General features: G+C 71.6%; 23 protein-coding genes and 1 pseudogene. 13 read left to right on the top strand and 11 right to left on the bottom strand.

Going from position 1 to position 25,350, the window contains the following annotated elements:
* Positions 1-68: 68 nt before the first annotated feature.
* Genes C2L59_RS16935 through C2L59_RS16915 form a run of 5 tightly spaced genes read left to right on the top strand, consistent with a single transcriptional unit; the run spans position 69 to position 6,885 of the window.
* Positions 69-1,514 (top strand): sodium:solute symporter, encoded by a 1,446-nt coding sequence (locus tag C2L59_RS16935; protein WP_103350478.1) that lies wholly within the window; start codon positions 69-71, stop codon positions 1,512-1,514.
* The gene (gene speB, locus C2L59_RS16930; RefSeq protein WP_103350477.1) at positions 1,507-2,451 is read left to right on the top strand and encodes an agmatinase; all 945 of its coding nucleotides are present in this window, start codon (positions 1,507-1,509) and stop codon (positions 2,449-2,451) included. Before C2L59_RS16935 ends, speB begins: the two co-directional genes overlap by 8 nt.
* Positions 2,448-4,091, top strand: a complete 1,644-nt coding sequence (locus tag C2L59_RS16925) for a thiamine pyrophosphate-binding protein (RefSeq protein ID WP_103350476.1) — start codon at positions 2,448-2,450, stop codon at positions 4,089-4,091. Before speB ends, C2L59_RS16925 begins: the two co-directional genes overlap by 4 nt.
* Positions 4,088-5,446: an aminobutyraldehyde dehydrogenase gene (locus C2L59_RS16920; protein ID WP_103350475.1), complete on the top strand. Its 1,359-nt coding sequence runs from the start codon at positions 4,088-4,090 to the stop codon at positions 5,444-5,446. Before C2L59_RS16925 ends, C2L59_RS16920 begins: the two co-directional genes overlap by 4 nt.
* Positions 5,443-6,885, top strand: coding sequence for a cytosine permease (locus C2L59_RS16915; RefSeq protein WP_103350474.1), 1,443 nt, complete (start codon positions 5,443-5,445; stop codon positions 6,883-6,885). The genes C2L59_RS16920 and C2L59_RS16915 overlap by 4 nt, the downstream gene beginning before the upstream one ends.
* A 73-nt stretch (positions 6,886-6,958) precedes the next feature.
* Here the strand turns inward: C2L59_RS16915 and dxs are convergent, their stop codons facing one another.
* Positions 6,959-8,875: a 1-deoxy-D-xylulose-5-phosphate synthase gene (dxs, locus tag C2L59_RS16910; RefSeq protein WP_103350473.1), complete on the bottom strand. Its 1,917-nt coding sequence runs from the start codon at positions 8,873-8,875 to the stop codon at positions 6,959-6,961.
* Between the two features lie 173 nt (positions 8,876-9,048).
* Between dxs and C2L59_RS16905 the strand changes: the two genes are divergently transcribed.
* The gene (locus tag C2L59_RS16905; RefSeq protein WP_103350472.1) at positions 9,049-10,518 is read left to right on the top strand and encodes an aldehyde dehydrogenase family protein; all 1,470 of its coding nucleotides are present in this window, start codon (positions 9,049-9,051) and stop codon (positions 10,516-10,518) included.
* 236 nt (positions 10,519-10,754) lie between these two features.
* Here the strand turns inward: C2L59_RS16905 and C2L59_RS16900 are convergent, their stop codons facing one another.
* From C2L59_RS16900 to C2L59_RS16890, 3 genes are read right to left on the bottom strand one after another with little or no spacing between them, the layout of a single operon-like run.
* The gene (locus C2L59_RS16900) at positions 10,755-11,327 is read right to left on the bottom strand and encodes a TIGR03086 family metal-binding protein (protein WP_103350471.1); all 573 of its coding nucleotides are present in this window, start codon (positions 11,325-11,327) and stop codon (positions 10,755-10,757) included.
* Between the two features lie 33 nt (positions 11,328-11,360).
* Entirely contained in the window at positions 11,361-12,548 is a 1,188-nt protein-coding gene (locus C2L59_RS16895) for a class I SAM-dependent RNA methyltransferase (protein WP_103350470.1), read from the bottom strand.
* Positions 12,545-14,578 carry an APC family permease gene (locus C2L59_RS16890; RefSeq protein WP_199199111.1) on the bottom strand — a complete coding sequence of 678 codons (2,034 nt, stop codon included), beginning with the start codon at positions 14,576-14,578 and terminating at the stop codon, positions 12,545-12,547. Before C2L59_RS16890 ends, C2L59_RS16895 begins: the two co-directional genes overlap by 4 nt.
* Before the next feature lie 82 nt (positions 14,579-14,660).
* Here C2L59_RS16890 and C2L59_RS16885 point away from each other — a divergent pair.
* Together C2L59_RS16885 and C2L59_RS16880 are read left to right on the top strand one after the other, a co-directional pair.
* Positions 14,661-15,335, top strand: a pseudogene (locus C2L59_RS16885) (TrkA family potassium uptake protein); the annotation flags it as partial.
* The gene (locus tag C2L59_RS16880) at positions 15,332-15,988 is read left to right on the top strand and encodes a TrkA family potassium uptake protein (protein WP_103350468.1); all 657 of its coding nucleotides are present in this window, start codon (positions 15,332-15,334) and stop codon (positions 15,986-15,988) included. The pseudogene C2L59_RS16885 and the gene C2L59_RS16880, both read left to right, overlap by 4 nt.
* A gap of 174 nt (positions 15,989-16,162) precedes the next feature.
* Here C2L59_RS16880 and C2L59_RS16875 read toward each other — a convergent pair whose 3' ends face one another.
* Positions 16,163-16,888, bottom strand: coding sequence for a DUF3159 domain-containing protein (locus C2L59_RS16875; RefSeq protein ID WP_103350467.1), 726 nt, complete (start codon positions 16,886-16,888; stop codon positions 16,163-16,165).
* 9 nt (positions 16,889-16,897) lie between these two features.
* Positions 16,898-17,278: an OB-fold nucleic acid binding domain-containing protein gene (locus tag C2L59_RS16870; RefSeq protein ID WP_103350466.1), complete on the bottom strand. Its 381-nt coding sequence runs from the start codon at positions 17,276-17,278 to the stop codon at positions 16,898-16,900.
* Positions 17,279-17,415: 137 nt separating this feature from the next.
* Between C2L59_RS16870 and C2L59_RS16865 the strand changes: the two genes are divergently transcribed.
* Positions 17,416-18,099 carry an alpha/beta hydrolase gene (locus tag C2L59_RS16865; RefSeq protein WP_103350465.1) on the top strand — a complete coding sequence of 228 codons (684 nt, stop codon included), beginning with the start codon at positions 17,416-17,418 and terminating at the stop codon, positions 18,097-18,099.
* A 56-nt stretch (positions 18,100-18,155) separates the two neighbouring features.
* Here the strand turns inward: C2L59_RS16865 and C2L59_RS16860 are convergent, their stop codons facing one another.
* Entirely contained in the window at positions 18,156-18,824 is a 669-nt protein-coding gene (locus tag C2L59_RS16860) for a DUF3710 domain-containing protein (RefSeq protein ID WP_103350464.1), read from the bottom strand.
* Positions 18,824-19,327, bottom strand: a complete 504-nt coding sequence (gene dut, locus C2L59_RS16855) for a dUTP diphosphatase (RefSeq protein WP_103350463.1) — start codon at positions 19,325-19,327, stop codon at positions 18,824-18,826. Before dut ends, C2L59_RS16860 begins: the two co-directional genes overlap by 1 nt.
* A 24-nt stretch (positions 19,328-19,351) precedes the next feature.
* On the opposite strand from dut, the gene C2L59_RS16850 reads away from it, so the two are divergent.
* Positions 19,352-19,834, top strand: a complete 483-nt coding sequence (locus C2L59_RS16850) for a DUF3093 domain-containing protein (RefSeq protein ID WP_103350462.1) — start codon at positions 19,352-19,354, stop codon at positions 19,832-19,834.
* 132 nt (positions 19,835-19,966) lie between these two features.
* On the opposite strand, the gene C2L59_RS16845 is transcribed toward C2L59_RS16850, so the two are convergent.
* On the bottom strand, positions 19,967-20,275 hold the full coding sequence (locus C2L59_RS16845) for a DUF4193 domain-containing protein (RefSeq protein WP_103350461.1): 309 nt from the start codon (positions 20,273-20,275) through the stop codon (positions 19,967-19,969).
* A 517-nt stretch (positions 20,276-20,792) separates the two neighbouring features.
* On the opposite strand from C2L59_RS16845, the gene cei reads away from it, so the two are divergent.
* Positions 20,793-21,476: an envelope integrity protein Cei gene (cei, locus tag C2L59_RS16840; RefSeq protein WP_103350460.1), complete on the top strand. Its 684-nt coding sequence runs from the start codon at positions 20,793-20,795 to the stop codon at positions 21,474-21,476.
* A 189-nt stretch (positions 21,477-21,665) separates the two neighbouring features.
* On the opposite strand, the gene C2L59_RS16835 is transcribed toward cei, so the two are convergent.
* Positions 21,666-22,484, bottom strand: a complete 819-nt coding sequence (locus C2L59_RS16835) for an inositol monophosphatase family protein (RefSeq protein ID WP_103350459.1) — start codon at positions 22,482-22,484, stop codon at positions 21,666-21,668.
* Positions 22,485-22,548: 64 nt separating this feature from the next.
* On the opposite strand from C2L59_RS16835, the gene ppgK reads away from it, so the two are divergent.
* Positions 22,549-23,316 (top strand): polyphosphate--glucose phosphotransferase, encoded by a 768-nt coding sequence (gene ppgK, locus C2L59_RS16830; RefSeq protein WP_103350458.1) that lies wholly within the window; start codon positions 22,549-22,551, stop codon positions 23,314-23,316.
* Positions 23,317-23,489: 173 nt separating this feature from the next.
* Entirely contained in the window at positions 23,490-24,881 is a 1,392-nt protein-coding gene (locus C2L59_RS16825; RefSeq protein ID WP_103350457.1) for an RNA polymerase sigma factor, read from the top strand.
* Positions 24,882-24,935: 54 nt separating this feature from the next.
* Here C2L59_RS16825 and C2L59_RS16820 read toward each other — a convergent pair whose 3' ends face one another.
* Positions 24,936-25,328 (bottom strand): hypothetical protein, encoded by a 393-nt coding sequence (locus tag C2L59_RS16820; RefSeq protein WP_103350456.1) that lies wholly within the window; start codon positions 25,326-25,328, stop codon positions 24,936-24,938.
* Between the last annotated feature and the right edge of the window lie 22 nt (positions 25,329-25,350).

Raw genomic sequence — 25,350 nt, 5'->3', positions numbered from 1 at the left:
AATCATCCCATGCCGAGGAGGTGGCGGACGAACCTACGGTGACCCGAAACCGACGTGAGGAGGACACCGTGACCGGCGACTACGCGGTGATCGCGCTGTACATCGCGGGCATGCTCGGGGTCGGCTGGTACGGCCTGAAGCTCGCGAAGACCAAGTCCGACTACCTGGTCGCCGGGCGGCGGCTGGGGTGGTTCATGTACTCCGGCACGATGTCGGCCGTCGTGCTCGGCGGCGCGTCGACCGTCGGCGGCGTCAAGCTCGGCTACACCTACGGCATCTCCGGCATGTGGCTGGTGGTCAGCATCGGCGTCGGCATCCTGGTGCTGCACGCGCTGTTCGCGCGGCGGCTCGTCCGGCTGAAGGTCTACACCGTCGGCGAGATGCTCGACCTGCGCTACGGCGGCCGCACGAGCGCGGTGTCCGGCGTCGTCATGTGGGGCTACACGCTGATGCTCACGGTGACCTCGACGCTGGCCTTCGCCACGATCTTCAAGGTGCTGTTCGACCTGCCGAACTGGGCCGGGATCGCGGTCGGCGGCTCGATCGTCGTCCTCTACTCGGTGCTCGGCGGCATGTGGTCGATCACGCTCACCGACATCGCCCAGTTCGTCATCAAGACCATCGGCATCCTGGCCATCCTGCTGCCGGTCGCCATCAGCTCCGCGGGCGGCTTCGACGGCATGAGCGCGAAGCTCGACGCGAGTTTCTTCAGCTTCACCTCGATCGGCACCGACACGATCATCACCTACTTCGTGATCTACACCTTCGGCCTGCTGATCGGCCAGGACATCTGGCAGCGCGTGTTCACCGCCCGCACGCCCGCGATCGCGACGTCCGGCGGCATCACCTCCGGCGTCTACTGCCTGGTCTACGGCCTGGCCGGCGCCCTGATCGGCACCGCCGCCCACGCCCTCTACCCGGACATCGCCAGCGCCCAAGACGCCTTCGCGACGATCGTCGAGCGGCTGCTGCCGACCGGCGTCCGCGGCCTGGTCCTGGCCGCCGCGCTGTCGGCGATGATGTCCACGGCGAGCGGCGCGCTGATCGCCTGCTCCACCACGACGACGTCGGACCTGCTGACCAAGCTGGGCTTGAAGAAGGGCGGCGAAGTCCGCCGCAACCGGATCGCCACGCTCGTACTGGGCCTGCTGGCCATCGGCATCGCGATGGTCGTCGACGACGTCGTCAACGCGCTCACCATCGCCTACGACATCCTGGTCGGCGGTCTGCTGGTGGCGATCGTCGGCGCGCTGTTCTGGAAGCGCGGCACGCGGCAGGGCGCGTACGCCTCGATGGTGGCCGGCACCGTCTCGGTGATCGCCTTCATGAGCATCGACGGCGTGGCCGCCAACACGCCGATCTACTGGGGCCTCGGCGCGAGCCTGGTCGTCTACCTGGCGGTCAGCTTCGCCACGCCCCGCACGTCCGACACGATCCTCTCGATCTGGACCCGCCGTCTCAACGGCGAAGAAACCCCGCTCTCCACCCGGGAACAGGAGCCCAGCAGTGCCTAACATCGGACCCCTCGACTCGTCGCGCGTCCCCCGGTTCGCCGGCTTCGCGACCTTCGCGCGGCTGCCGCGCATCGACCAGGTCGAACGCGCCGACGTCGCCGTGGTCGGCGTGCCCTTCGACTCCGGCGTGTCCTACCGGCCCGGCGCGCGGTTCGGCCCGGCCGCCGTCCGCGAGGCGAGCCGGCTGCTGCGGCCGTACCACCCGGAGCTGGACGTCTCGCCGTTCGCCGAGCGGCAGGTCGTGGACGCGGGCGACATCGCGGTCAACCCGTTCGACATCGGCGAAGCGATCGAAACGCTGCAGCAGGAAGCCGAAGCGCTGCAGGCGGACGGGACGCGGCTGGTGACCGTCGGCGGCGACCACACCATCGCGCTGCCGCTGCTGCGGGCCGCGGCGAACCGGCACGGACCCGTTGCGCTGCTGCACTTCGACGCCCACCTGGACACCTGGGACACCTACTTCGGCGAGCCGTACACCCACGGCACCCCGTTCCGGCGGGCGTCGGAGGAAGGAATCCTCGACACGAGCGCGCTGTCGCACGTCGGGACGCGCGGGCCGCTGTACGGGAAGCGCGACCTCGAAGAGGACCGCCGCCTCGGCTTCGGCATCGTCACTTCGGGCGACGTCATGCGCCGCGGCGTCGCCGAGACGGTCGACGCGCTGCGGCAGCGCATCGGCGACCGGCCGCTGTACGTCTCGGTCGACATCGACGTGCTCGACCCCGCCCACGCGCCCGGCACCGGGACCCCCGAGGCGGGCGGGCTGACCAGCCGGGAGCTCCTGGAGATCCTGCGCGGGCTGCGCGACCTCAACCTGGTCGGTGCGGACGTCGTCGAGCTCGCGCCGGCCTACGACCACGCCGAGATCACCGCCATCGCGGCCTCGCACGTCGCCTACGACCTGGTGAGCCTGCTGACCCTGGGGAAGGGCGCATGACCCGCATCGGCGGCGATGTCGTCGTCGAAACCCTGCGGGCGCTGGGGGCCGACACGGTGTTCGGCCTGCCGGGCCAGCACGCCCTGGGCCTGTTCGAGGCCCTGCGGCGGGCGGAGGACCTGCGCGTGATCAGCGGGCGCGTCGAGAACAACCTCGCCTTCGCCGCCGACGGGTACGCCCGCGCCCGGCTCGCGGCCGACCCGGACGGCCCGGTGCCGGTGACGCCCCTGATCGTCTCCACCGGCCCGGGTGCGTTGCTGACGCTGGCGTCCCTGCAGGAATCCCGCGCGGCTTCGGTGCCGGTGCTCGGGATCTCCAGCCAGGTCCCGGTCGCCGGGCTCGGCGGCGGGCGGCACGGCTACCTGCACGAACTGCCCGACCAGCAGGCGAGCTTCCGGGACGTGGTCAAGTCGGTGCACGTCGTGCGGCGGGCGAGCCAGCTCCCGACGGCGTTGCGGGAAGCGTGGACGTCGGCGGCGACCGCGCCCTACGGGCCGGTGTGGGTCGAGATCCCCCAGGACGTGCTGCTCGGCCCGGCCGGCGTCCCGCCGATCACATCGGTTTCGGCCGCGCCTGCCTCGCTGGAACCGCTGCCGGAGCTGGTGACCGCGGCCGCGGAGCTGCTGGGTGCGGCGTCGAACCCGGTGATCCTGGCCGGCGGCGGCGCGCTGCGGTCGGGCGCGCACGCCGAGCTGCTGGCCCTCGCCGAAGCCCTGCGTGCGCCGGTGGTCTCGACCTTCGGCGGCAAGGGCGTCTTCGGCTGGGACCACGAACTGTCCGGCCGGTCGTGGCTGGAGGACTGGCACACCACGGAGTTCCTCGCCGACGCCGACGTGCTGCTCGTGCTCGGCTCCGGGCTCGGCGAGCTGTCCAGCAACTACCGCGAGTTCGCCCCGCGCGGCCGGGTGATCCAGGTCGAAGCCGACCTCGGGAAGCTGGAGTCGAACTACCCGGCGCTCGGCATCCACGCCGACGTGCGGCTCACCCTGCAGGCGCTGCTGGAGTGGGTGCCGATGCGCGCGTCCGACGGCCGGGCCGAGAAGGCGGTCTCTTCGCTGCTGTCCGCCGTGGAGTCCCGGTTGGACAGTCAGGACCTGGCCACCGAACGGAAGCTGGTCGACGACATCCGGGGCGCGCTTCCCGAAGGCACTCAGACATTCTGGGACATGACGATCGCGGCCTACTGGGCGTGGTCGGCGTGGAACCCCGAGGGCGCACCGATCCACACCGCCCAGGGCGCGGGCGGCCTGGGCTACGGCCTGCCGGGCGCGCTCGGCGGCGCAGCCGCGGGCGCCCCGACCTTGGCGGTGTCCGGCGACGGCGGCGCGATGTACGGCCTCGCCGAGCTGGCCACGGCGGCCCAGCACGGCCTCGACGTCACGTGGCTGATCGTCGACGACGGCGGCTACGGCATCCTGCGCGAGTACCTCACCGGCGCGTTCGGCCGGTCGACGGCCACCGAGCTGACCCGGCCGGACTTCGTCGCCCTGGCGGCCGCCTTCGGCGTGCCCGCCCGGTTGTCCTCTTCGGACACCGTGGGCGCCGACCTCGCCGAGGCGCTGCGCACGCCCGGGCCGTCCGTCGTCGTCCTCCCCGCGCTGCTGAAGATGTTCGCGCCGACCCACCTGGAGCAGGCATGACCCGCACCCTGGACCTGACCGACCCGGCGACCGGCGAGGTGTTCGCCACCAGCCCCGTCGCCTCGCCGTCCGAAGTGGACGCGGCGCTGGCGGCCGCCGCGCAAGCGTTTGTGGTCTGGCGGCGCAGCACCCCGGCCCAGCGTCAGCTGGCGCTGCTGAAGATCGCCGACGCCCTGGAGGCGCGCGCGGCCGAGTTCGCCGACCTCGAGGTGCGCGAGACCGGCAAGATCCGGTCCGTGGTGCTCGAGGAGGAGATCCCGGAGTGCGTGAGCGCGCTGCGGTTCTTCGCCGGCGCGGCGCGGCACCTGGAGGGCACCGCGGCCGGCGAGTACGCGCCCGGCCACACGTCGGTGATCCGCCGCGAGCCGGTCGGCGTTTGCGCGCAGATCGCCCCGTGGAATTACCCGCTGATGATGGCGGTCTGGAAGATCGCCCCGGCCCTGGCGGCGGGCAACACGGTGGTGCTGAAGCCGGCCGAGACGACCCCGTCGACGGCGGTGCTGCTGGCGCGCGTCGCCGCGGAGTTCCTGCCGTCGGGCGCGTTCACCGTGCTGACCGGCGACCGCGACACCGGCCGCGCCCTGGTCAGGCACCCGATCACGGACCTGGTCTCGATCACCGGGTCGACCCGCGCGGGCATCGACGTCGCCACGGTGGCGGCCGCCGACCTCAAGCGCACCCACCTGGAGCTGGGCGGCAACGCACCCCTGCTGGTGTTCCCGGACGTCGACCTCGCCTCGACGGCGGAGGGCATCGTGGGAGCGGCGTTCTACAACGCGGGCCAGGACTGCACGGCGGGCAGCCGGGTCCTGGTCCACTCCTCGATCCACGACGACTTCGTCACCGCGCTGGCGAAATCCGCCGCGGCGCAGACCCCGGGTGTCGATTACGGACCGTTGAACAGCGCGGCGCAGTTCTCGCGCGTCGAGGGCCTGATCTCCCGGTTGCCGTCGCACGCCCGCATCGAGACCGGCGGCACCCGGTTCGGCTCACCGGGCTTCTACCTCTCCCCCACCGTGATCTCCGGGGTGCGGCAGGACGACGAGATCGTCCAGGAGGAGATCTTCGGCCCGGTGATCACCGTCCAGTCCTTTTCGGACGAAGCCGACGGCATCGCACTGGCCAATGGCGTCCCTTACGGACTGGCCGCCTCGGTGTGGACGCGCGACCTCGCCGTCGCGGCGCGGGTGCCGGCCGAGCTGGACTTCGGCTGCGTGTGGATCAACACGCACGGCCCGCTGGTGGCGGAGATGCCGCACGGCGGCTTCGGCCATTCCGGCCACGGCAAGGACCTCTCGGCGTACGCGTTCGCTGAGTACACCCGCGTGAAGCACGTGATGACGAGGTTCGCATGAGCGAGAAGATCACCGAGGTCGAGCAGCACGGGATCGCCCCGATCCCGCCGGAAGAGCAGACGTCCCGCCCGCGCGACCTGTTCCGGATGGCCTTCGGCGGCGCGAACACGTTCGCCACGATCATCCTGGGCACGTTGCCGATCGCGTACGGCTTGAGCTTCCGCGACGCGGTCCTGGCCACGGCCCTGGGTGTCGTGGTGGGCGGCCTGGTCCTGGCCCCGATGGCACTGTTCGGCCCGCGCACCCGGACGAACAACGCGGTGTCGTCGGGCGCCCACTTCGGCGTGGTCGGCCGCTGCGTCGGCTCGTTCTTGTCGTTGCTGACGGCGATCACGTTCTTCGCGATTTCGGTCTGGGTGAGCGGCGACGCGGTGGCCGGAGCAGCACAGCGCCTGTTCGGCTTCGATGGCGGCGCGGTCCTGCGCGGCGTGGCGTACGGCGTGATCGCGCTCGCAACGCTGGTGGTGTGCATCTACGGCTACCGGTTCATGCTGCTGGTGAACCGCATCGCGGTGGTCCTCGGCACGGCCATCATGCTCCTGGGCGTCCTCGCCTACGGCGGCACCTTCGACCCGGGCTACCCGGGCACGGGCACGTACGCGCTGGGAACGTTCTGGCCGACGTTCACGTTGGCGGCGTTGACGGCCCTGGCCAACCCGATCTCGTTCGGCGCGTTCCTCGGCGACTGGGCCCGCTACATCCCGGCCTCCTACCGCAAACGCTCGCTCCTGACGGCGCCCTTCCTCGCGCAGGTGGCCACGCTGCTCCCGTTCGGTTTCGGCATCGCAACGGCCACCCTGGTCGCGGACCCGGCCGACTACATCACGGGCCTGACGTCGATTTCCCCGCTGTGGTACGCAATTCCGTTGATCGTGGTCGCCCTGATCGGCGGCCTGTCGACGGGAACGACGTCGCTGTACGGAACTGGTCTGGACTTCAGCTCGATCTTCCCCCGCCTGTCCCGCGTCCAGGCGACCCTGCTGATCGGAACGTTGAGCGTGGCGTTCATCTTCGTGGGCAATTTCGTGCTGGACATGGTGTCGAGCATCAACGCCTTCGCCACGCTGATCGTCCTGTGCACCAGTCCCTGGATGGTGATCATGATGATCGGCTTCGTCCAGCGCAGAGGTTTCTACGACGTGGCGGACCTGCAGGTCTTCAACGAAGGCCGCAAGGGCGGCCGCTACTGGTTCACCCGGGGCGTGAACTGGCGGGCCATGGCAGCATGGATCCCGGCAACGACACTGGGGTTGCTGTGCGCAAACACGCCGATGATCGCCGGCCCGCTACGCAACATCGCGGGCGGCGTGGACATCAGCCTGCTGGCGACCTTGGCGACAGCCGCCATCGCCTACCCGCTGCTGGTGAAGCTGTTCCCGGAACCGCCGGAGGTGTTCGCCCCAGCCCCCTCCCCGACGACGATCCCCGCGAGGGTCTGAGCTGGGTGGTCATCCCTGAGCCAGCCCGTCCGGCGAGGACACCTTTTCTCCCGGCAACAGCAAACCACAAGGCTCAGCTGCGGTTGGCGTCCTTCTTCGCCGGTTCCTCCGACGCAGAACCCAGCCGCCCGGCCGCCCACTCGGTGACCCGCCGAGCCACATCCTGAGCGGTCAGCCCGATCCGCCCCAGCACCTCGTCCCGGCTCCCGTGGTCGTGGAACGTCTGCGGCACAGCCAGATCCCGCAACGGAACATCGCACTCGGCATCCCGGAACAACGCGGCCAACGCCGACCCGAACCCACCGTGCCGGCCACTGTCCTCGACCGTCACCACGAGCTTGTGCTGCGAAGCCAGCGCCACGAGCTCGGCCGGCACCGGAAGAACCCACCGCGGGTCCACCACGGTGACGCCGATCCCCTGATCGGCCAGCCGATCCGCGGCCGCCAACCCGAGCGTCGCGAACGCACCGACGGTCACCAGGAGAACGTCCGCACCCTCGGCCGGGCGCCGCAGGACGTCGACCGTCCCGATCCGCTCCACGGCGGTCACGTCCGTCCCGACCTTCCCCTTCGAGAACCGCAGCGCCGTCGGCCCGTCCGACACCGCAACGGCCTCCCGCAGCTCCTCACGAAGAGTCGCCGGGTCCCGCGGAGCGGCAACGCGCATCCCCGGCACCATCCCGAGCAGCGAAAGGTCCCACATGCCGTGGTGGCTCGGCCCGTCCGGCCCGGTGATCCCGGCCCGGTCGAGCACCAGCGTCACCGGCAGGCGGTGCAGCGCCACGTCCATCAGCACCTGGTCGAACGCGCGGTTCAGGAACGTCGAATAGATCGCCACCACCGGGTGCTGCCCGCCCATCGCGAGCCCCGCGGCCGAGGTGACCGCGTGCTGCTCGGCGATCCCGACGTCGTACCAGCGGTCGGGGAACGCCTCGGCGAACTTGTCCAGCCCGGTGGAACGCAGCATCGCCGCCGTGATGGCGACGACGTCCGCACGCTCGGCACCGATCCGGGCCAGCTCGTCGCCGAACACGCCGGTCCAGCTCGGGCCCTTCACCGGCGGCAGGCCGGTCTCCGGGTCGATCGGGTCCGTCTGGTGCATCTGGTCGTGCTGGTTGTTCACCGCGGGTGCGTAGCCGTGGCCCTTCTCGGTGACGACGTGCACGATCACGGCGCCGCCGAAGGAGCGCGCGCTCTGGAACGCCTTCTCCAACGCGGCGAGGTCGTGGCCGTCGACCGGGCCGAGGTACTTCAGGCCCAGGTCGGAGAACATCGCCTGCGGGCTCAGCGCGTCCTTCAGGCCCGCCTTCGCCGCGTGCAGCGCCGCGTAGATCGGCCGGCCGACGACCGGGGTGTGGCGCAGCAGCTCGCGGCCGCCGTCGAGCAGGCGCTCGTAGCCGGGCTGCAGACGCAGCGCCGCGAGGTGGTCGGCCAGGCCGCCGATGGTCGGGGAGTACGAGCGGCCGTTGTCGTTGATCACGATGACGACCGGGCGGTCCTTGTGCGCCGCGATGTTGTTGAGCGCCTCCCAGCACATGCCGCCGGTGAGCGCGCCGTCGCCGACGACGGCGATCGCGTGCCGGCCGCCGCCGTCCAGCTCGAACGCCTTCGCCAGGCCGTCCACATAGGACAGACCGGACGACGCGTGGCTGCTCTCCACCCAGTCGTGTTCACTCTCCGCACGCGACGGGTAACCGGTGACGCCGCCGGTCTGGCGCAGCAGGTCGAACCCGTCCGCGCGGCCGGTGACGATCTTGTGCACGTACGCCTGGTGACCGACGTCCCAGACGATCGCGTCACGCGGCGAGTCGAACACGCGGTGCAGCGCCAGGGTGAGCTCGACGACGCCGAGGTTCGGCCCCAGGTGCCCGCCCGCCCGCCGGACCTTGTCGACGAGGAAGTCCCGGATCTCGGCGGCCAGTTCGCCGAGGTCCTCGACACTCATGCGCTTCAGGTCCGCCGGTCCGCTCACGGACTCCAGCATCGTCACTCGTCTCCACCTCACTCGCTCGGTTCCGGCCAGTCTACGGAGACCCGCCAGGGTGGTTCCGCCCGCCGCGTCCGGCGTCACACCCGAGCGCGACCGCCGGTCAGCACCCGGGGTGAACCTCGTCTCCCCGCGTCGCTGTGGCGGTCACGCGGCGTGGCCACGAGAATGGCCGCATGGCGGACTTCTTCATCGGCGGCGAATGGGTGGACGCGGTGGCCGGCGGCCGGCGCGAGATCCGCTGCCCGGCCGACGGTTCCCTGGTCGCGACGGTCGCCGAGGGCACCGCCGAGGACACCGAGGCCGCCATCGCGGCGGCGCGCCGCGCGTTCGGCACCGGCCCGTGGCCCGGCACCCCCGCCCACCAGCGCGGCGACCTGCTGCTGCGCACCGCCGACCTGCTCGATCGCGACGCGGAGGCGTTCGCCCGCGCCGAGTCGCTCGACACCGGCAAGCGCCTGGTGGAGAGCCGGTACGACATGGCCGACATCGCCGCCTGCCTGCGGTACTTCGGCAAGCTCGCGGCGCAGGACGCCGGCCGCGTGGTCGACACCGGCAACCCGGACGCGTTCAGCCGGATCGTGCACGAGCCGGTCGGCGTTTGCGGGCTGATCACGCCCTGGAACTACCCGCTGCTGCAGACCGTGTGGAAGATCGCGCCGGCGCTGGCGGCGGGCAACACGTTCGTGCTCAAGCCCAGCGAGCTGACCCCGCACACCGCGATCCTGTTCCTCAAGCTGCTCACCGAGGCGGGCCTGCCGCCGGGCGTGGGCAACCTGGTGCTGGGCGCGGGCGCCGAGGCCGGCGCACCGCTGGCGGCCCACCCGGACGTCGACCTGGTGTCGTTCACCGGCGGCCTGGCGACGGGCAAGGTGATCGCCGCGTCGGCCGCGGCCACGGTCAAGAAGGTGGCCCTGGAGCTGGGCGGCAAGAACCCGAACGTGGTGTTCGCCGACGCCGACTTCGAGACCGCGGTCGACTACGCGCTGACGGCGGTGTTCCTGCACTCCGGCCAGGTGTGCTCGGCGGGCGCGCGGCTGATCGTCCAGCGCGAGTGGCACGACGAGTTCGTCGCCGAGCTGGTCCGCCGGGCCGAGCGGATCCGCCTGGGCGGCCCGTTCGACGCGCAGGCGGAGACCGGCCCCCTGATCTCGGCGGCGCACCGGGCGAAGGTCGAGGCGTACGTGGCGGCGGCCCTGGCCGAAGGCGCGGTGCTGCGCACGGGCGGCCGCCGTCCGGACGACCCGGCACTGGCCGACGGGTTCTACTACCTGCCGACCATCCTGGACCAGGTGAAACAGGGCTCGTCGGCGGTGGTCGACGAGTCGTTCGGCCCGGTCCTCACGGTCGAGACGTTCACCGACGAGGACGACGCGGTCCGCATCGCCAACGACACCCACTACGGCCTGGCGGGCGCGGTGTTCACCCAGGACGCGGGGCGCGCGCAGCGGGTGGCCGGGCGGTTGCGCCACGGCACGGTCTGGATCAACGACTTCCACCCGTACCTGCCTCAGGCCGAGTGGGGCGGCTACAAGCAGTCGGGCTTCGGCCGCGAGCTGGGCCCGACGGGGCTGGCCGAGTACACGGAGGTCAAGCACATCTACCAGAACCTGCGCCCGGCCCCGCAGCACTGGTTCGCCGGCTGAGCATCCCCCGATCGGGATCCCCCGGACGGCCGACCACCTCATGCTGCCTCCACCGCGACGCAAGGGAGGCTGCGCCTGCGCCCGGGCCGCGCCGGCTCGACCGCAGGCGCAACCACCCCGCAGCCAACCGCAGCTCCCCAGCCCTCTGGAAGCCACCGCAGCGTTCGCGAGCGCTGCGCAGGCCCGAGGCGCCGGCCACTCTGACCCCACAACCCGCTGCACCGCCCGGCCGCCCCTCACCTACCCCTTCCCCCCACCGCCCTCCGCCCGAGGAAGGCCGCCAGCCGGTCCGCCGCCGTCGCGTCCGGTGCCGCCGCGACTTCCGGCCCGAACGGCCCGCCCGGCTGCCGCGGCGCCGCCCCGAACCGCTCCCGCCACTGCTCCAGCGCCTGCTCCGCCAATTCCGGGACCAGATCCGTCGAGACACCCGTCGCGTCGGCGATGTCCCAGCCGTGCACCACGTACTCGTTCACCCTCATGTGCACCAGGAACACCCCCGGTACCTCGCCGAGCGGAGTCGTCACCTGGCGCGAAAACAGGCCCGGTGCCGTCAGCACCGCACGTGCCGCCGCCACCGATGCGGTGAACGCCTCCGCCGGCGACGGTCCCAGGTGGTCGCCGTCCGGGGCCGGTGGGCCCGTGCCCGCCCAGAACGCCACCTTCGCGTTGCCGTGGGCCAGGTGGTTCACCACCGCGCGCACGTCCCAGTCAGCGCACGCCGTCGGGTGTGCCCACTGGTCCGCTCGGAGCGCGGTGACCAGCCCGGTCACCGTCGAAGCCGCCATGTCGAACTCGTCGAGTGGAGTCATGCCCCGAAGTGTGCCGACCACCACCGACAAAACTCACGACAGCAGCGCCACGCACTCCACGTGGTGGGTCATCGGGAACGCGTCGAACGCCCGCAGGTCCGTCAGCCAATACCCGTGCGCGGCGAAGGTCGCCACGTCCCGCGCCAGCGCCGCCGGGTCGCAGGCCACGTACACGATCCGGTCCGGTGCGCCCGCCACGATCGACTCCACGACCGCCTTGCCCGCGCCCTTGCGCGGCGGATCCAGCACCACCACGTCGACCGGCTTGGCCGCCGACGCCAGCACGTGCTCCACCCGCCCCGCGCGCCACGAGACCTGCAGCAGGTCCGCGAGGTTGCGCTCGCCGTCGGCGACCGCGCGCCGGCCGGACTCGACCGCCAGCACGCTGCCCGACGGGCCCACCTGGCCCGCCAGCACCGACGCGAACAGCCCGACCCCGGCGTAGAGGTCCCAGGCCGAGCCGCCGGACGGCGCCTCCGCCCACTCCGCCACGACCGCGGCCAGCGTCGACGCCGCCGCCGGGTGGACCTGCCAGAACCCGTGCGCGTCCAGGCGCCAGTCGCGGCCCGCCGCGTGCTGGACCGCCACCCCGCCGGTCAGCTGCCGCGCGCGCACCTTGCCGCGGACCGTCGAGAGCTCCCGCACGTGCAGGCCGCCGTCGCCGTCGGTCGTCACCTCCAACTCGCTGCCCGGCCGCCAGCGCCGCGCCAGGACGTCGTCGAGCTCGCCGGGAACGGCGATCGGGCAGTCGTCCAGGGCCACCACCCGGTGGCTGTGGTGGGCGCGCAGCCCCGCGCGCCCGTCGCCGCCGGCGACCAGCCGGACGCGGCTGCGCCAGTCCAGCGGCCCGCCGTTCAGGGCCTCCACGACGACCTCGCGCTCGATCCCGGCCAGCCGCTGCAGCTGCTCCGCGACCACCGACGCCTTCAGGGAGCGCTGGTAGCCCGGCGTCGCGTGCTGCCAGTCGCAGCCACCGCAGCCACCGGGCACGGCCAGCGGGCACGGCGGCGGAACCCGGTGCGGCGACGGGGAAAGCACCTCGACGGCGTCGCCCCGGCAGAAGGAGCCGCCGTTGTCCTCGGTGATCTCGACGCGGACCTGCTCGCCCGGCAGCGCGTGCCGGACGAACACGACCCGCCCGTCCGCGCGCGCCACGCAGTGCCCGCCGTGCGCCACCGCGCCGACCTCGACCTCGAGGACGCGGCCCAGCCAGCTCGTCATTCGACCGGCTCCTTGGGCTTCGGCGCCGCGACCGGCTTCCCGTTGGCCGAGAACCCGCGGCGGACGTCGCCGGCCGCCGGGCGCTCGTTGCGGACCCGCGCGGCCGCCTTGGCCGAGGACTCCAGCTGCCACGGCACGCTCGCCACGATCACGCCGGACTGGAACAGCAGCCGGCCCTTGAGCCGCAGCGCGCTCTGGTTGTGCAGCACCTGTTCCCACCAGTGCCCGACCACGTACTCCGGGATGAACACGGTGACCACGTTGCGCGGATTGTCACCGCGCACGCGCTTCACGTAGTCGAGGACCGGCTTCGTGATCTCCCGGTAGGGCGATTCGACGACCTTCAGCGGCACCTTGAAATTGTGCGCGTCCCACTCGGCGGTGAGCCTTCGCGTGTCCGCATCGTCCACATTGACCGTGACGGCTTCGAGAACGTCCGGACGCATCGCCTTCGCGTAGGCCAGCGCGCGCAGCGTCGGACGGTGCAGTTTGGACACCAGCACGATGGCGTGGTTGCGCGAGGGCAGCACGGTCGGGGTGTCGCCGAGGTCCTTCAGCTCGTCGGCGACGCGGTCGTAGTGCCGCCGGATCGCCGTCATGAGCACGAAGATGGCCACCATCGCGGCGATCGCGATCCACGCGCCGAGCAGGAACTTGGTGATGAGCACGATCACCAGCACCACGCCGGTGCAGGTGAGGCCGACCGCGTTGACGGCCTGGGAACGCCGCATCCGGCGCCGCTTGGCGGGGTCGGTTTCCTTGGCCAGCAACCGGTTCCAGTGCCGGATCATGCCCGCCTGGCTCACCGTGAACGACACGAACACACCCACGATGTAGAGCTGGATGAGCCGGGTGACCTCGGCGTCGAAGGCGATGATCAGGACCAGCGCGAAGGCGCTCAGGAACAGGATGCCGTTGGAGAACGCCAGCCGGTCGCCGCGGGTGTGCAGCTGCCGGGGCAGGTAGCGGTCCTGGGCCAGGATCGAGCCCAGCACCGGGAAGCCGTTGAACGCGGTGTTCGCGGCCAGCAGCAGGATGATGCCGGTGGAGAAGGAGATGTAGTAGAACGCCGGCGGGAAGTCGGCGAACACCGCGTGCGCGATCTGCGCGACGATCGTCTTCTGCTCGTAGCCGGCCGGCGCGCCGGCGAGCTGCCGGGCCGGGTCCTCGGCGAACTTGACGTCGGTGATCGTGGCCAGCGTGATGATGCCGACCAGCATGGTGACCGCGAGCACGCCCATCAGCAGCAGCGTGGTGGCCGCGTTCTTCGACTTCGGCTTCTGGAACGCCGGGACGCCGTTGCTGATCGCCTCGACCCCGGTCAGCGCGGCCGCCCCGGAGGAGAACGCCCGCAGGATCAGGAACGCGTACGCGACGCCCGCGAAGGTGCCTTCGGCGTTGAGGGTGAACCCGGCGCTTTCGGCCTTCATCTCGGTGCCGGTGGCGGCCTGGAGCAGCCCCCAGGCGACCATGGCCAGGATGCCCAGGATGAACCCGTATGTCGGGATCGCGAAGGCCTTCCCCGACTCGCGGATGCCGCGCAGGTTCAGCGACGTCAGCACGACCACGATGACGATCGACGCGAGCACCTTGTGCTGCGCGACCCACGGGACGGCCGAGCCGATGTTGGCCACACCGGACGAAGTGGACACCGCCACCGTCAGGACGTAGTCGACCAGCAGGGCGCTGGCCACGGTGAGGCCGAACTTGCCGCCCAGGTTCGTGTTGGCGACCTCGTAGTCGCCGCCACCGCTCGGGTAGGCGTGCACGTTCTGCCGGTAGGAGGCGACGACGACCAGCATGACCAGGGCGACCATGATGCCGATCCACGGCGCGATCGCGTACGCGGACAGCCCGGCGACGCTCAGCGTCAGGAAGATCTCTTCCGGGGCGTACGCCACGCTCGAGAGCGCGTCGGACGCGAAAATGGGCAGCGCGATGCGCTTCGGCAGGAGCGTGTGAGAGAGCCGGTCACTGCGGAACGGACGTCCGAGGACCAGGCGTTTCAGCACGGTCGGGAACTTCGACACCACGAAAGCGTAGCTGTACCGGGCACGGTAGGTTCGGCGCTGGTATGTCGGGGGCAAGACGGACGGGTAACCGCCGAGGAGGAGGCAGGGCGTGCACGTGGTGATCATGGGGTGCGGCCGGGTCGGCGCGTCCCTGGCCGCTGCGCTGGAGCGGCTCGGCCACGAGGTGGCCGTCATCGACAAGAACCAGCAGGCGTTCCGCCGGCTCGGCAGCGACTTCCACGGCCAGCAGGTCGTCGGCGTCGGCTTCGACCGCCGGGTGCTGATCGAGGCCGGCATCGAGCGGGCCGGCGCGTTCGCGGCGGTGTCCAGCGGCGACAACTCGAACATCATTTCGGCGCGCGTCGCCCGGGAGAACTTCGGCATCGAGCACGTCGTCGCGCGGATCTACGACCACAAGCGCGCGGCCGTGTACGAGCGGCTGGGCATCCCGACGGTGGCGACCGTGCCGTGGACGACCGACCGGTTCCTGCGCTCGCTGCTGCCGGACGGCGTGGCGTCGGCGTGGCGGGACCCGTCGGGCAACGTCGCGCTGCTGCAGCTGCCGCTGCACGAGGGCTGGGTCGGGCACTCGGTGAAGTCGCTGCAGGAGGCGACCGGCGCGCGGGTGGCGTTCATCATGCGCTTCGGCACCGGCGTGCTGCCCGACACGAAGACCGTGCTGCAGGCCGACGACGTCGTGTGGGTGGCCGCGCGGTCCGGCACCGTCACCGACGTCACCAGTGTGGCCCACCGCGAACCGGAGGACGAGGCATGAGGGTCGCGATTGCGGGTGCCGGGGCGGTCGGCCGGTCCATCGCCGCCGAGCTGATCGACGGCAGGCACCAGGTGATGCTGATCGAGCGCGAGGCCGACCAGTTCGAGCCGCACGCGGTCGAGCAGGCCGACTGGGTGCTCGGTGACGCGTGCGAGGTCTCGATCCTGGAGGAGTCCGGGATCGAGCAGTGCGACGTCGTCATCGCGGCGACCGGCGACGACAAGGCGAACCTGGTGGTCTCGCTGCTGGCGAAGACGGAGTTCGCGGTCCGGCGCGTGGTGGCCCGGGTGAACAACCCGGCCAACGAGTGGCTGTTCACCGACGCCTGGGGCGTCGACGTGGCGGTCTCGACCCCGCGCATGCTGGCGGCGATGGTCGAGGAGGCGGTCAGCGTCGGCGACCTGGTGCGGCTGATGACGTTCCGCCAGAGCAACGCGAACCTGGTCGAGCTGACGCTGCCGGAGGAGACACCGCTGGCCGGCAAGCCGGTGAGCGAGCTGACCCTGCCCCGGGACGCGGCCCTGGTGACGATCCTGCGCGGCGACCGGGTGATCGTGCCCCAGCCGGAGGACCCCCTGGAGCCGGGCGACGAGCTGCTGTTCGTGGCAACCGCGGACGTGGAGCCGGAGATCCGGACGGCGCTCGGGTACTGAGGACGTGGGAAAGGCCCCTGGCGAGGTCGCCGGGGGCCTTTTTCGTGGGCCGGTGAGCCGAGCCCGCGTGACTCAAGGCGGGACTCACGTGATCCGAGCCGCGACTCACGTGATCCGAGCCGCGACTCACGTGATCCGAGGCGGAACTCGGGCGCGCCCCCGCGCGCGCGGTTGTCAGGCGTCCGGCGTCTGGGCGTACTTCTGACGCAACCGCGCCTCGACCTCCGCGTCGGTCTCCGGCGCCGGCTCCGCCTCGGCCAGTGCCTTCAGGCGCTTGTCCGACCGCCGCACCGCCCAGACCACCACCAGCAGGCCCAGCGCGTACAGCGGGTAGCCCATCGCGATCTTCGCGAAGGCCAGCCAGCCCGTGTAGTCCTCCTGGTACAGCCACCGCTGCACCACGAACCGGGCCGCGAAGATCGCCGCCATCGCCAGCGTCGCGACGTCGTAGCCGTAGCGGGACGGCTTGTCGCGCCGCCATGCCTGGCCGGTGCCGTTGAGCAGGTTCCAGACCACGCCCGCGATCGGCCAGCGCACCACCACCGACAGCACGAAGATGCCGCAGTAGATCAGGCTCGCGTAGATGCCGAACAGGAAGAAGCCCTTCGCCGACCCCGTGCGGTAGGCGATGAACGCCGCGATCGCCACACCGAAGAAGCCCGAGATCGCCGGCTGGAGGGGCTCCTTGCGGACCAGGCGCAGCACCGCGATGGCCACGGCGCTGCCGATCGACGTCCAGATGGCCGCGGTCAGCCCGAAGAACGAGTTGGCCAGCACGAAGACGATCACCGGCACCGACGAGTAGATCAGGCCGGACACGCCGCCCATCTGCTCGAGGAGGGTCGGCTGCGGTTCTTCCGCGTCGTCGGTCTTCTTCTCGCTCGGGGCGGGTTCAGTCACGATGGGTGATCAACTCACTGGGCTCTGGAGCTCGTAATAGGGGTTGTACAGCACCTTCTGGCCGGCACGCTCGGCCATCCGGCCGCGCACCTTGATCGTCCGGCCAGGCTCGATGCCCGGGATCCGGCGGCGGCCGAGCCAGATTAGCGTCACGCCCTGTGTTCCGTCGAACAGCTCGGCCTCCAGCGTGGCGGCCTCGTTGGTCGGGCACAGCTCGACGCTCCGGAGCCGGCCCATCACGGTGACCTCTTCGCCCGAGCGGCAGTCGCAGGCCCGCTGCGCCCCCTCGGCGCCCGACCTCATCGACATCTCGTCGGCGTCGAGATCCTCGACGTCGCTGGTCAGCTTGCGTACCAGCCGGCTGAAGTAGCCGCCGTCTTTGGCGGACATAGGTGCTCCTGTGCTCCGGGGCCCGGCGACAAAACTGCTTGCGGCCCGTGCGATTCCAGCGTACTGCGGTCCCCGCCAGGGAAACGCCTTTGCGCAAAGATCGCAACGTGACGTCCGCAATCAGAGTTCCCGCCGCGGTGCTGCTGCCCGGCACCGGCTCGGACGAGGTGTTCGTCCGGGCCGTCTTCGGCGGGCCGCTGCGCGCCCTCGGTGTCCCGCTCATCGCGCCACCGCCGCCCCCGGCCGGGGCGCTCGCCGACGGCTACCTGGCCACCCTCGACGCGCTGGCGGACGAACACGGCGAACTGCTCGTAGGCGGCATTTCGTTCGGCGCCCACCTCGCCGCGGAGTGGTCCGTCCGCAATCCACGTCGTTGCGGGGGCCTGCTGGCCGCGCTCCCGGCCTGGAACGGCGTCCCGGGCCCGGCACCCGCCGCGCAGGCCGCGACGCTGACGGCGGCTCTGGTGGCCGGTTCCGGCGTCGGCGCCGCGCTGGCGCAGACCAGCGGCAGCCCGGACTGGCTGCGCGCCGAACTGGACCGGGCGTGGCGCCGGCACGGCGACGGGCTGGCCGCCGGCCTGCGCGTCGCGGCGGGGCGGCCGTCGCCCACCCTCGCCGAGCTCGCGGGGCTGGCCGTCCCGGCCGGCATCGGCACCTGCACCGACGACCCGATCCACCCGACGAAAGTCGCATCGGAGTGGGTGGGCGCACTCCCCCGCGCCGCCCTCGGCGAGACGACGCTCACCGCACTGGGCGCGGACCGCGAATCACTCGGCCGGGCGACCGTACTGGCCTTCCTCCGGGCGCGGGGAAAGCCGTGAAGGCCACCTCGCGGGACTCAGCGTCCTTCGAGGTGGCCTCCACGGGCTTGCGAGCCTCAGCCCTGTTGCTGCTGGGCCGCGATGTGTTCGGCGACCGCTTCGGGCAGCGTGATGGTCAGCGGGGTCCGGACCGGCATGGGCGCGTCGCCGCGGTCGACGATCGTGCGCCGCACGATCTCGCGCAGCACCTCGACGGCCGCGGCGGCCTCCGACTGGGGGCCGGCGATGACGCCGCGCAGCATCCAGCGGGGCCGGTCGATGCCGACGAAGCGCAGGGCGACGTCGCCGATGATGGCCGAGATCTCCAGGCCCCACGCGCCGCGGCCGAGGGTGACCTTGGCGCCGTCGGCGCGCAGCTGGTCGGCCAGCTCGGAGCTGACCTCGCGCCACAGCCCGCCCGAGCGCGGCGCGGCGTACGCGCTGACCGTGATCTGCCCCTGCTCGGTGACGACGTGCACCGCCCGCACCCCGCTGGTCTCCGGGTCCATTTCCACCTGGACCTGGGAACCGTCGGGCACCGGCACCTTCACCGAGCCGAGGTCGATCCGAGGGATGCCGTCGTCTTCGAAGTCCGCGACGTCGAACGGGCCGTCGGAGACGTCCGACAGCTCCGGCCCGTCTTCACCGTCGTACGACCCGTCCTCGATCGTGTCGTCGGCCTCGGGCGCGGCGTGCCGTCCGGCGGACCCGCCCTCGGTCCGCCGCTTGCGTCCGAAAATCCCCACTACTTCTCCGTTCCTTCCCCCGTCACGGCGCTCGCGGCGAGCGCCGGTGCTCCCAGTGTGGCGTGTCCACCCGTTGATCCGTAGCCTCCGTCGCCCCGCTCGGTCGTGTCGAGCTCCGCGACCTCGACGAACTCCGCGTGCTCGACCCGCTGCACGACCAGCTGGGCGATGCGGTCGCCACGGGTCAGCTCCAGCGGGTGCACCGGGTCGTGGTTGATCAGGCAGACCTTGATCTCGCCGCGGTAGCCCGCGTCGATCGTGCCCGGCGTGTTCACCACCGAGAGGCCGACCCGGGCGGCGAGGCCCGACCGCGGGTGGACGAACCCCGCGTACCCGGGCGGGAGCGCGATCGCGACGCCGGTGCCGACGACGCCGCGTTCCCCGGGTCCGAGGACGATATCCGAGGTGGTGACGAGATCGGCGCCCGCGTCGCCCGGCCGGGCGTAGGCGGGCAGCGGGACATCCGGATCGAGCCGGGAGAGGAGTACCTGAACGCTGGACACGGGCGGCGAGATTACTCTCTACCCGTGGGTGAATCAGCGAAGACGGCCGCGAACGCCGCGGTCCGGCACTCCGAACGGCTGTACGTCCCGTGGTGGGGCTGGCCGCTGCCGGTGCTGGGGGCGGTCCTGCTCGCGGCGGAGATCGACCTCGGGTACCCGGGGATCCGGGCGTGGCTGCCGTACGTGATCGCGCTGCCGGTCGTCGTGGCGCTGCTGCTGTCGCTGGGCCGGTCGAAGGTCCGGGTCACCGGCGGTGACGAGCCGGAACTGTGGGTCGGCGACGCCCACCTGCCGCTGCGGTTCGCCGGCGAGGTGGAGATCTTCGACAAGGACGCCAAGCGCAAGGCGCTGGGCCGCGACGGCGACCCGGCCGCCTACGTGCTGCACCGCGGCTGGGTCGGCCCGGTGGTGAAGGTGCACCTCACCGACGCGAACGACCCGACGCCGTACTGGCTGTTCAGCACCCGACACCCGGAAAAGGTCGCCGAGCTGCTGAAAGGTGCCTGACCCGGACATGGAAGGGGGCCGGCCTGCCGGCCGGCCCCTTGTCCCCAGCGCGCTCCGAGCCTCCCCCTTGGTGCCCTCGAGGCTCTTCGTCGCGTCTGTTCGTCCCCTGTGCCCGAGAACCCCTGCGTCCGGTCAGGCGCAGTCGCGGCAGATCAGGCGTCCGCCGTGGTCCTCGGCCAGCCGGCTGCGGTGGTGCACCAGGAAGCACACGGAGCAGGTGAACTCGTCCGCCTGCTTCGGCACCACCTTCACGGTCATGTCCTCACCGGAAAGCCCGGAAAGGTCGGCACCCGGCAGCTCGAAGTTCTCGGCGGTCGCGTCCTCGTCGACGTCGACGACGCCGGACTGGTTCTCGTTGCGCCGGGCCTTGAGCTCCTCCAACGAGTCTTCGGCCAGCTCGTCGGCTTCGCTGCGGCGCGGAGCGTCGTAGTCGGTAGCCATGTGTCCCTCACCCCTGCGATCAGCTTGTGTAGTCGTTTACCCGGACCCACGGGTGCGCCCGTGAGTCCGCCGTGCCGCTGGTCAACGTTCCAGGGCCCCTGTTTGTGCCCGACGGCCGAAGTGACCGAGGTCTCTTCTTTTCGGGCCTCTTCCTGCGGCCGGAGCCCGCGAAGGGTAGCTCACCGCTGTCCGGGTTCTGCAACGAGTCAGACATTGCCGGGAAATCGTCACCCGACAGGGGGAACCCGCAGGTAAGACGCGTTGTCGTCCGTTCGGGTTGCGCCCGGGTGGAGAACTTCACGCGCGGCCCGTGTCCGCTTGCCCCCGCCGCCCCCGCCGTGGTGCGATCGCCGGACGGGGATCGGTCCGGGAACGGCCCGCGATCGCAGGCGGAGCACGGGGAACCGGCCGGGTGACCCGGGACGACGTGCGCCGGTCGCAGCGCCTAGGCTGAGCGGCCACGACGGTGCTCGGGTCCGCACCGGCCGGGGTTCGGTGTTCGGGAAGGGACGGGCAGGTGGCGTCGGGGAACGGCATCGGGGACCGTGGGGCGCGGCCGTATCGCAAGCACAAGCCGCTGCCGGCGCTGATCGTCATCGGCGTGCTCGCCCTCGGCGCGATCATCGTCTGGGTGAACGCCGCGATCGGCAAGGGTGACGTCGACGAGGCGGTCAAGTGCGACCCGCCCCCGAGCCCGCCACCGGGTGTCACGTTCACCACCCTCCCGCACAACGCGCTCGACGACCGCGCGCCCGTCCCGCCGGACAAGGTCGCCTACCGCGTCCTCAACGCCTCGGGCAGCCGCGGCCAGGGCGGCATCACCACGACGGCGCTGCGCGAGCTCGGCTTCGCCGGCGCGGCCGAGCCGGCCAACGACACGGCGTACGCGAACCGCGACGCCAAGTGCCGCGGCCAGATCCGCTTCGGCGAGAACGGCAGCACCGCGGCCCGGACGCTCAGCCTGGTGGTGCCGTGCGCGGAGCTGATCCAGGACAACCGCAAGGACGCGAGCGTGGACCTGGTGACGGGCACGCTGTTCGGCGACCTCCGGCCCCGCGCGGAGGCCCGCCAGATCATCACGCAACTCGCCGACTGGTCGAAGGCCCACCAGGGCGGCGGGTCGAACGAGCAGTCCGCGGGCGCCAAGGCCCCGATCATCGACCAGACACTGCTGGCCTCGGCCCGCGACGTGGAGTGCTGACCCGCTCCCACCGGCGCGCCGCGGGGGCCCCCCGTTTTCCACGCTACCGGAGACCACCGACATTTTCGGTCGCCGGAAATGCCCGCGAGCCGACCGCCTGAGGACGCGAGCCGACCGCCTGGGTACGCGAGCCGACCGTCTGAGGACGCGAGCCGACCGTCCCGGTCAGCAGGACCCGGTCAGACCCGCTCAGACCTCCGCCGCGCCGCAGTCCGCCAAGACCTGCCGCAGCGGCTCCGCGATCGACGGCGCCGCCGCGTACGTCGCGTCGTCGCCCAGCTCGGGTGCCGAGCCCGGCAGGGACACCGCCGCGCCCGCCTCCGCCGCGATCAGCGCTCCCGCCGCCCAGTCCCAGCGGTGCAGGCCGTGCTCCACGTACGCGTCCAGCCAGCCCGCCGCCACCGCGCACAGGTCCAGGGACGCCGCCCCGTTGCGGCGGATGTCCCGGACCCGGCCGAGCAGCGAGGCCGCGAACTTCGACTGGCGCGTCCGCCGCGAAGGCGAGTACGCGAAACCGGTTCCGACCAGCGTCAGGTCCAGCCGCGTCGGCTCCGACACCGCCAGGCGACGGCCGTCGAGGTACGCGCCTTGGCCGCGGGCCGCCGACCACACGCGGCCGGTCGCCGGCTCGACCACCGCGCCCGCCACCGACACCCCGCCGGCCTGAGCCGCCACCGAGACCGCGAACCACGGCAGGCCGTAGAGGAAGTTGACCGTCCCGTCGATCGGGTCGACCACCCACGTCACGCCGTCGCCCGCGGCACCGCCCCCTTCCTCGCCCAGCACCGGCTCGCCGGGGCGCAGCGCGGCCAGCCGGTCCCGCACCAGGCGTTCCGACTCGTGGTCCACTGCGGTGACCACGTCGGTGTCCCCGGACTTCGTGCCCACGGCCACCGACCGGCCCGCCGCCATGCCCTCCCACGCCTCGCGGACCAGCCCGGCGGCGTCCGTCGCGACCTGCACCGCGACGCTTTTCAGCAACGACTCGTCAACTCCCACGTCCGACATGTCACCACATCCGGTTAAAGTCTCCGAGGCAGGCTTCTGAATCGTGCGAGAAGGGACCACGTCCGTGGTGGAGGCGACCCGCCGAGGTTTCGGCATCGACATCGGCGGCAGCGGGATCAAGGGCGCCTTGGTCGACCTGGAGAAGGGCCGGCTCATCGGCGACCGGATCCGGATCGAGACCCCGAAGCCGTCCACCCCGTCGGCGGTGGCGGACGTCGTGCACGACATCGTCACGCAGGCGGGCTGGGACGGCCCGGTCGGCGTCACGCTGCCCGCCGTCGTCAAGAAGGGTGTCGCGCACACCGCGGCCAACATCGACAAGCAGTGGATCGGCACCGACGCCGACGCGCTGTTCGCCAAGCGGCTCGGCCGCAGCGTCGACCAGATCGCCATGCTCAACGACGCCGACGCCGCGGGCATGGCCGAGATCCGCTTCGGCGACCCGGTCGCGCGCAAGGGCGTGACGGCGCTGCTGACCTTCGGCACCGGCATCGGCAGCGCGGTGTTCCAGGACGGCAAGCTCGTCCCCAACACCGAATTCGGCCACCTGGAGATCGACGGCCACGACGCCGAGAAGCGCGCGGCTGCCTCGGTGAAGGACAACGAGGGGCTCTCCTACCCCGAATGGGCCAAGCGCGTGCACCGTTATCTGACCGTGCTGGAGAACCTGATCTGGCCCGACCTGTTCATCGTCGGCGGCGGGGTCAGCAAGAAGGCCGAAAAATGGGTGCCGCTGCTGGACATCCGCACTCCGGTGCTGGTCGCGAGCCTGCAGAACAACGCCGGGATCGTCGGCGCCGCGGCCGCCGCGGCGGAGGGCATCGAGCACTGATTCGGCGCTGAGGGTGATCGCTTCGCACCGCATGCGCGTACCGTCGTTACAATGGAACACGGCCCACGGCTGCGGAGGGCAAAACCGCAGGCCGAGGCGTGATCCCCGAATGTGAGGCAGCAGTGGCACCCGTGCCGTTGCTCGTCGTGATCGACCGCTGCGAAAGGGCGTAAGTGGCAGCCGCAAGAACCGCAACCCGAGGCGGGACGAAGACAGCGACCGCAGCCGGCGAGCCGGCCGAAGAGGCAGCCACCGGGACGGCGAAGCCTGCGGCCCGCAAGACCACCACCGCCAAGAAGGCGCCGGCCAAGAAGGCCCCGGCGAAGACCAAGGGCGCGAAGACCGAAGACGGCGAACCGGACGGTCCCGGCGAGATCGAGGACGACGACCTCGGTACGCCCGACCTGTCGGACCTGGAAGAGGTCGAGGTCGACGTCGTCGACGAGACGGTCACCGACGAGCCGGACGCCGACTCGGCCGACGACGACGATGACGACGAAGAGTCGGACGAGGAGACCCCGGCGCAGCGTCGCCGCGGCGCCGCGGCCGACAAGGCCGCGGCCAAGAGCGACAACCCGGACTTCGTCTGGGACGAGGAGGAGTCCGAGGCGCTGCGCCAGGCGCGCAAGGACGCCGAGCTCACCGCCTCCGCCGACTCCGTGCGTGCCTACCTCAAGCAGATCGGCAAGGTCGCGCTGCTGAACGCGGAGGAGGAGGTGGAGCTGGCCAAGCGGATCGAGGCCGGGCTCTACGCCGCCGAGCGCGTGCGCACCGCCGAGGAGGAGGGCGAGAAGCTCGTCACCCAGATGCGCCGCGATCTCAAGTGGATCGTGCGTGACGGCGAGCGCGCCAAGAACCACCTGCTGGAGGCCAACCTCCGGCTCGTCGTTTCGCTGGCCAAGCGCTACACCGGCCGCGGCATGGCGTTCCTGGACCTGATCCAGGAGGGCAACCTCGGCCTGATCCGCGCGGTGGAGAAGTTCGACTACACCAAGGGCTACAAGTTCTCGACGTACGCCACGTGGTGGATCCGCCAGGCGATCACCCGCGCGATGGCCGACCAGGCCCGCACCATCCGCATCCCGGTGCACATGGTCGAGGTCATCAACAAGCTCGGCCGCATACAGCGCGAACTCCTGCAGGACCTCGGCCGCGAGCCGACGCCCGAGGAGCTCGCGAAGGAAATGGACATCTCCCCGGAGAAGGTCCTGGAGATCCAGCAGTACGCCCGCGAGCCGATCTCGCTGGACCAGACGATCGGCGACGAGGGCGACTCGCAGCTCGGTGACTTCATCGAAGACTCCGAAGCGGTCGTCGCGGTCGACGCGGTGTCGTTCACGCTGCTGCAGGACCAGCTCCAGTCGGTGCTGCAGACGCTGTCCGAGCGCGAGGCGGGCGTGGTCCGCCTGCGCTTCGGCCTCACGGACGGCCAGCCGCGCACGCTCGACGAGATCGGCCAGGTGTACGGGGTCACTCGCGAGCGCATCCGCCAGATCGAGTCGAAGACGATGTCGAAGCTGCGCCACCCGTCGCGGTCGCAGGTCCTGCGCGACTACCTCGACTGAGTTCGTTCCGGCACAACGGAAACCCCGTCACTTCGGTGGCGGGGTTTCCGCTTTTCAGGGGACGGCCAGCCCGCGCTCCCGCAGCGACTGCTCGACACGCAGCCGTTCGATCTCCCGGTCCATCCCCTCCGGCAGCTCCCCCAGCCGGTGTGGCACGCCGACCTGGCGGCACGCCTGGGTGAGGAGCTCGTCGTACGCCTGGCGCGTGCCGAAGCGACGGGCGGCCGGGGTGCCGGCCGGGTAGCCGGCGAGGAGCCGGTGCACCCGCCGCAGGTCCGCGGCGACGCGCTCGATCGGCGGTCCGTCCGGTTGCGGCCGGGCGCGTTTCGCGCGGATCCAGGCGAGGAGCTTCGGGGTGCGCAGCGCGCACCAGAACAGCACCGTGGGCGCGAGGCAGACCACGATGAAAAGGATCAGGTTCGCGACGACGCCACCGGAGCCGTCCATGCCCCGATGGTAAGCCCGCGGA

Origin of the sequence: Amycolatopsis sp. CA-128772, assembly GCF_002904295.1 — a bacterium.
In the GTDB taxonomy this organism is placed as follows: domain Bacteria; phylum Actinomycetota; class Actinomycetes; order Mycobacteriales; family Pseudonocardiaceae; genus Amycolatopsis.
Note: the sequence above shows the minus strand (reverse complement) of the source record. Positions and strands in the feature narration are given on the sequence as shown.

What these genes read in the sequence shown, in the direction of transcription:
- C2L59_RS16925 (WP_103350476.1), top strand. Translation starts at nt 2,448, where the DNA reads ATGACCCGCATCGGCGGCGATGTCGTCGTCGAAACCCTGCGGGCGCTG.
- C2L59_RS16920 (WP_103350475.1), top strand. Translation starts at nt 4,088, where the DNA reads ATGACCCGCACCCTGGACCTGACCGACCCGGCGACCGGCGAGGTGTTC.
- C2L59_RS16915 (WP_103350474.1), top strand. Translation starts at nt 5,443, where the DNA reads ATGAGCGAGAAGATCACCGAGGTCGAGCAGCACGGGATCGCCCCGATC.
- C2L59_RS16905 (WP_103350472.1), top strand. Translation starts at nt 9,049, where the DNA reads ATGGCGGACTTCTTCATCGGCGGCGAATGGGTGGACGCGGTGGCCGGC.
- C2L59_RS16900 (WP_103350471.1), bottom strand. Translation starts at nt 11,327, where the DNA reads ATGACTCCACTCGACGAGTTCGACATGGCGGCTTCGACGGTGACCGGG.
- C2L59_RS16895 (WP_103350470.1), bottom strand. Translation starts at nt 12,548, where the DNA reads ATGACGAGCTGGCTGGGCCGCGTCCTCGAGGTCGAGGTCGGCGCGGTG.
- C2L59_RS16880 (WP_103350468.1), top strand. Translation starts at nt 15,332, where the DNA reads ATGAGGGTCGCGATTGCGGGTGCCGGGGCGGTCGGCCGGTCCATCGCC.
- C2L59_RS16870 (WP_103350466.1), bottom strand. Translation starts at nt 17,278, where the DNA reads ATGTCCGCCAAAGACGGCGGCTACTTCAGCCGGCTGGTACGCAAGCTG.
- C2L59_RS16845 (WP_103350461.1), bottom strand. Translation starts at nt 20,275, where the DNA reads ATGGCTACCGACTACGACGCTCCGCGCCGCAGCGAAGCCGACGAGCTG.
- C2L59_RS16835 (WP_103350459.1), bottom strand. Translation starts at nt 22,484, where the DNA reads ATGTCGGACGTGGGAGTTGACGAGTCGTTGCTGAAAAGCGTCGCGGTG.
- C2L59_RS16820 (WP_103350456.1), bottom strand. Translation starts at nt 25,328, where the DNA reads ATGGACGGCTCCGGTGGCGTCGTCGCGAACCTGATCCTTTTCATCGTG.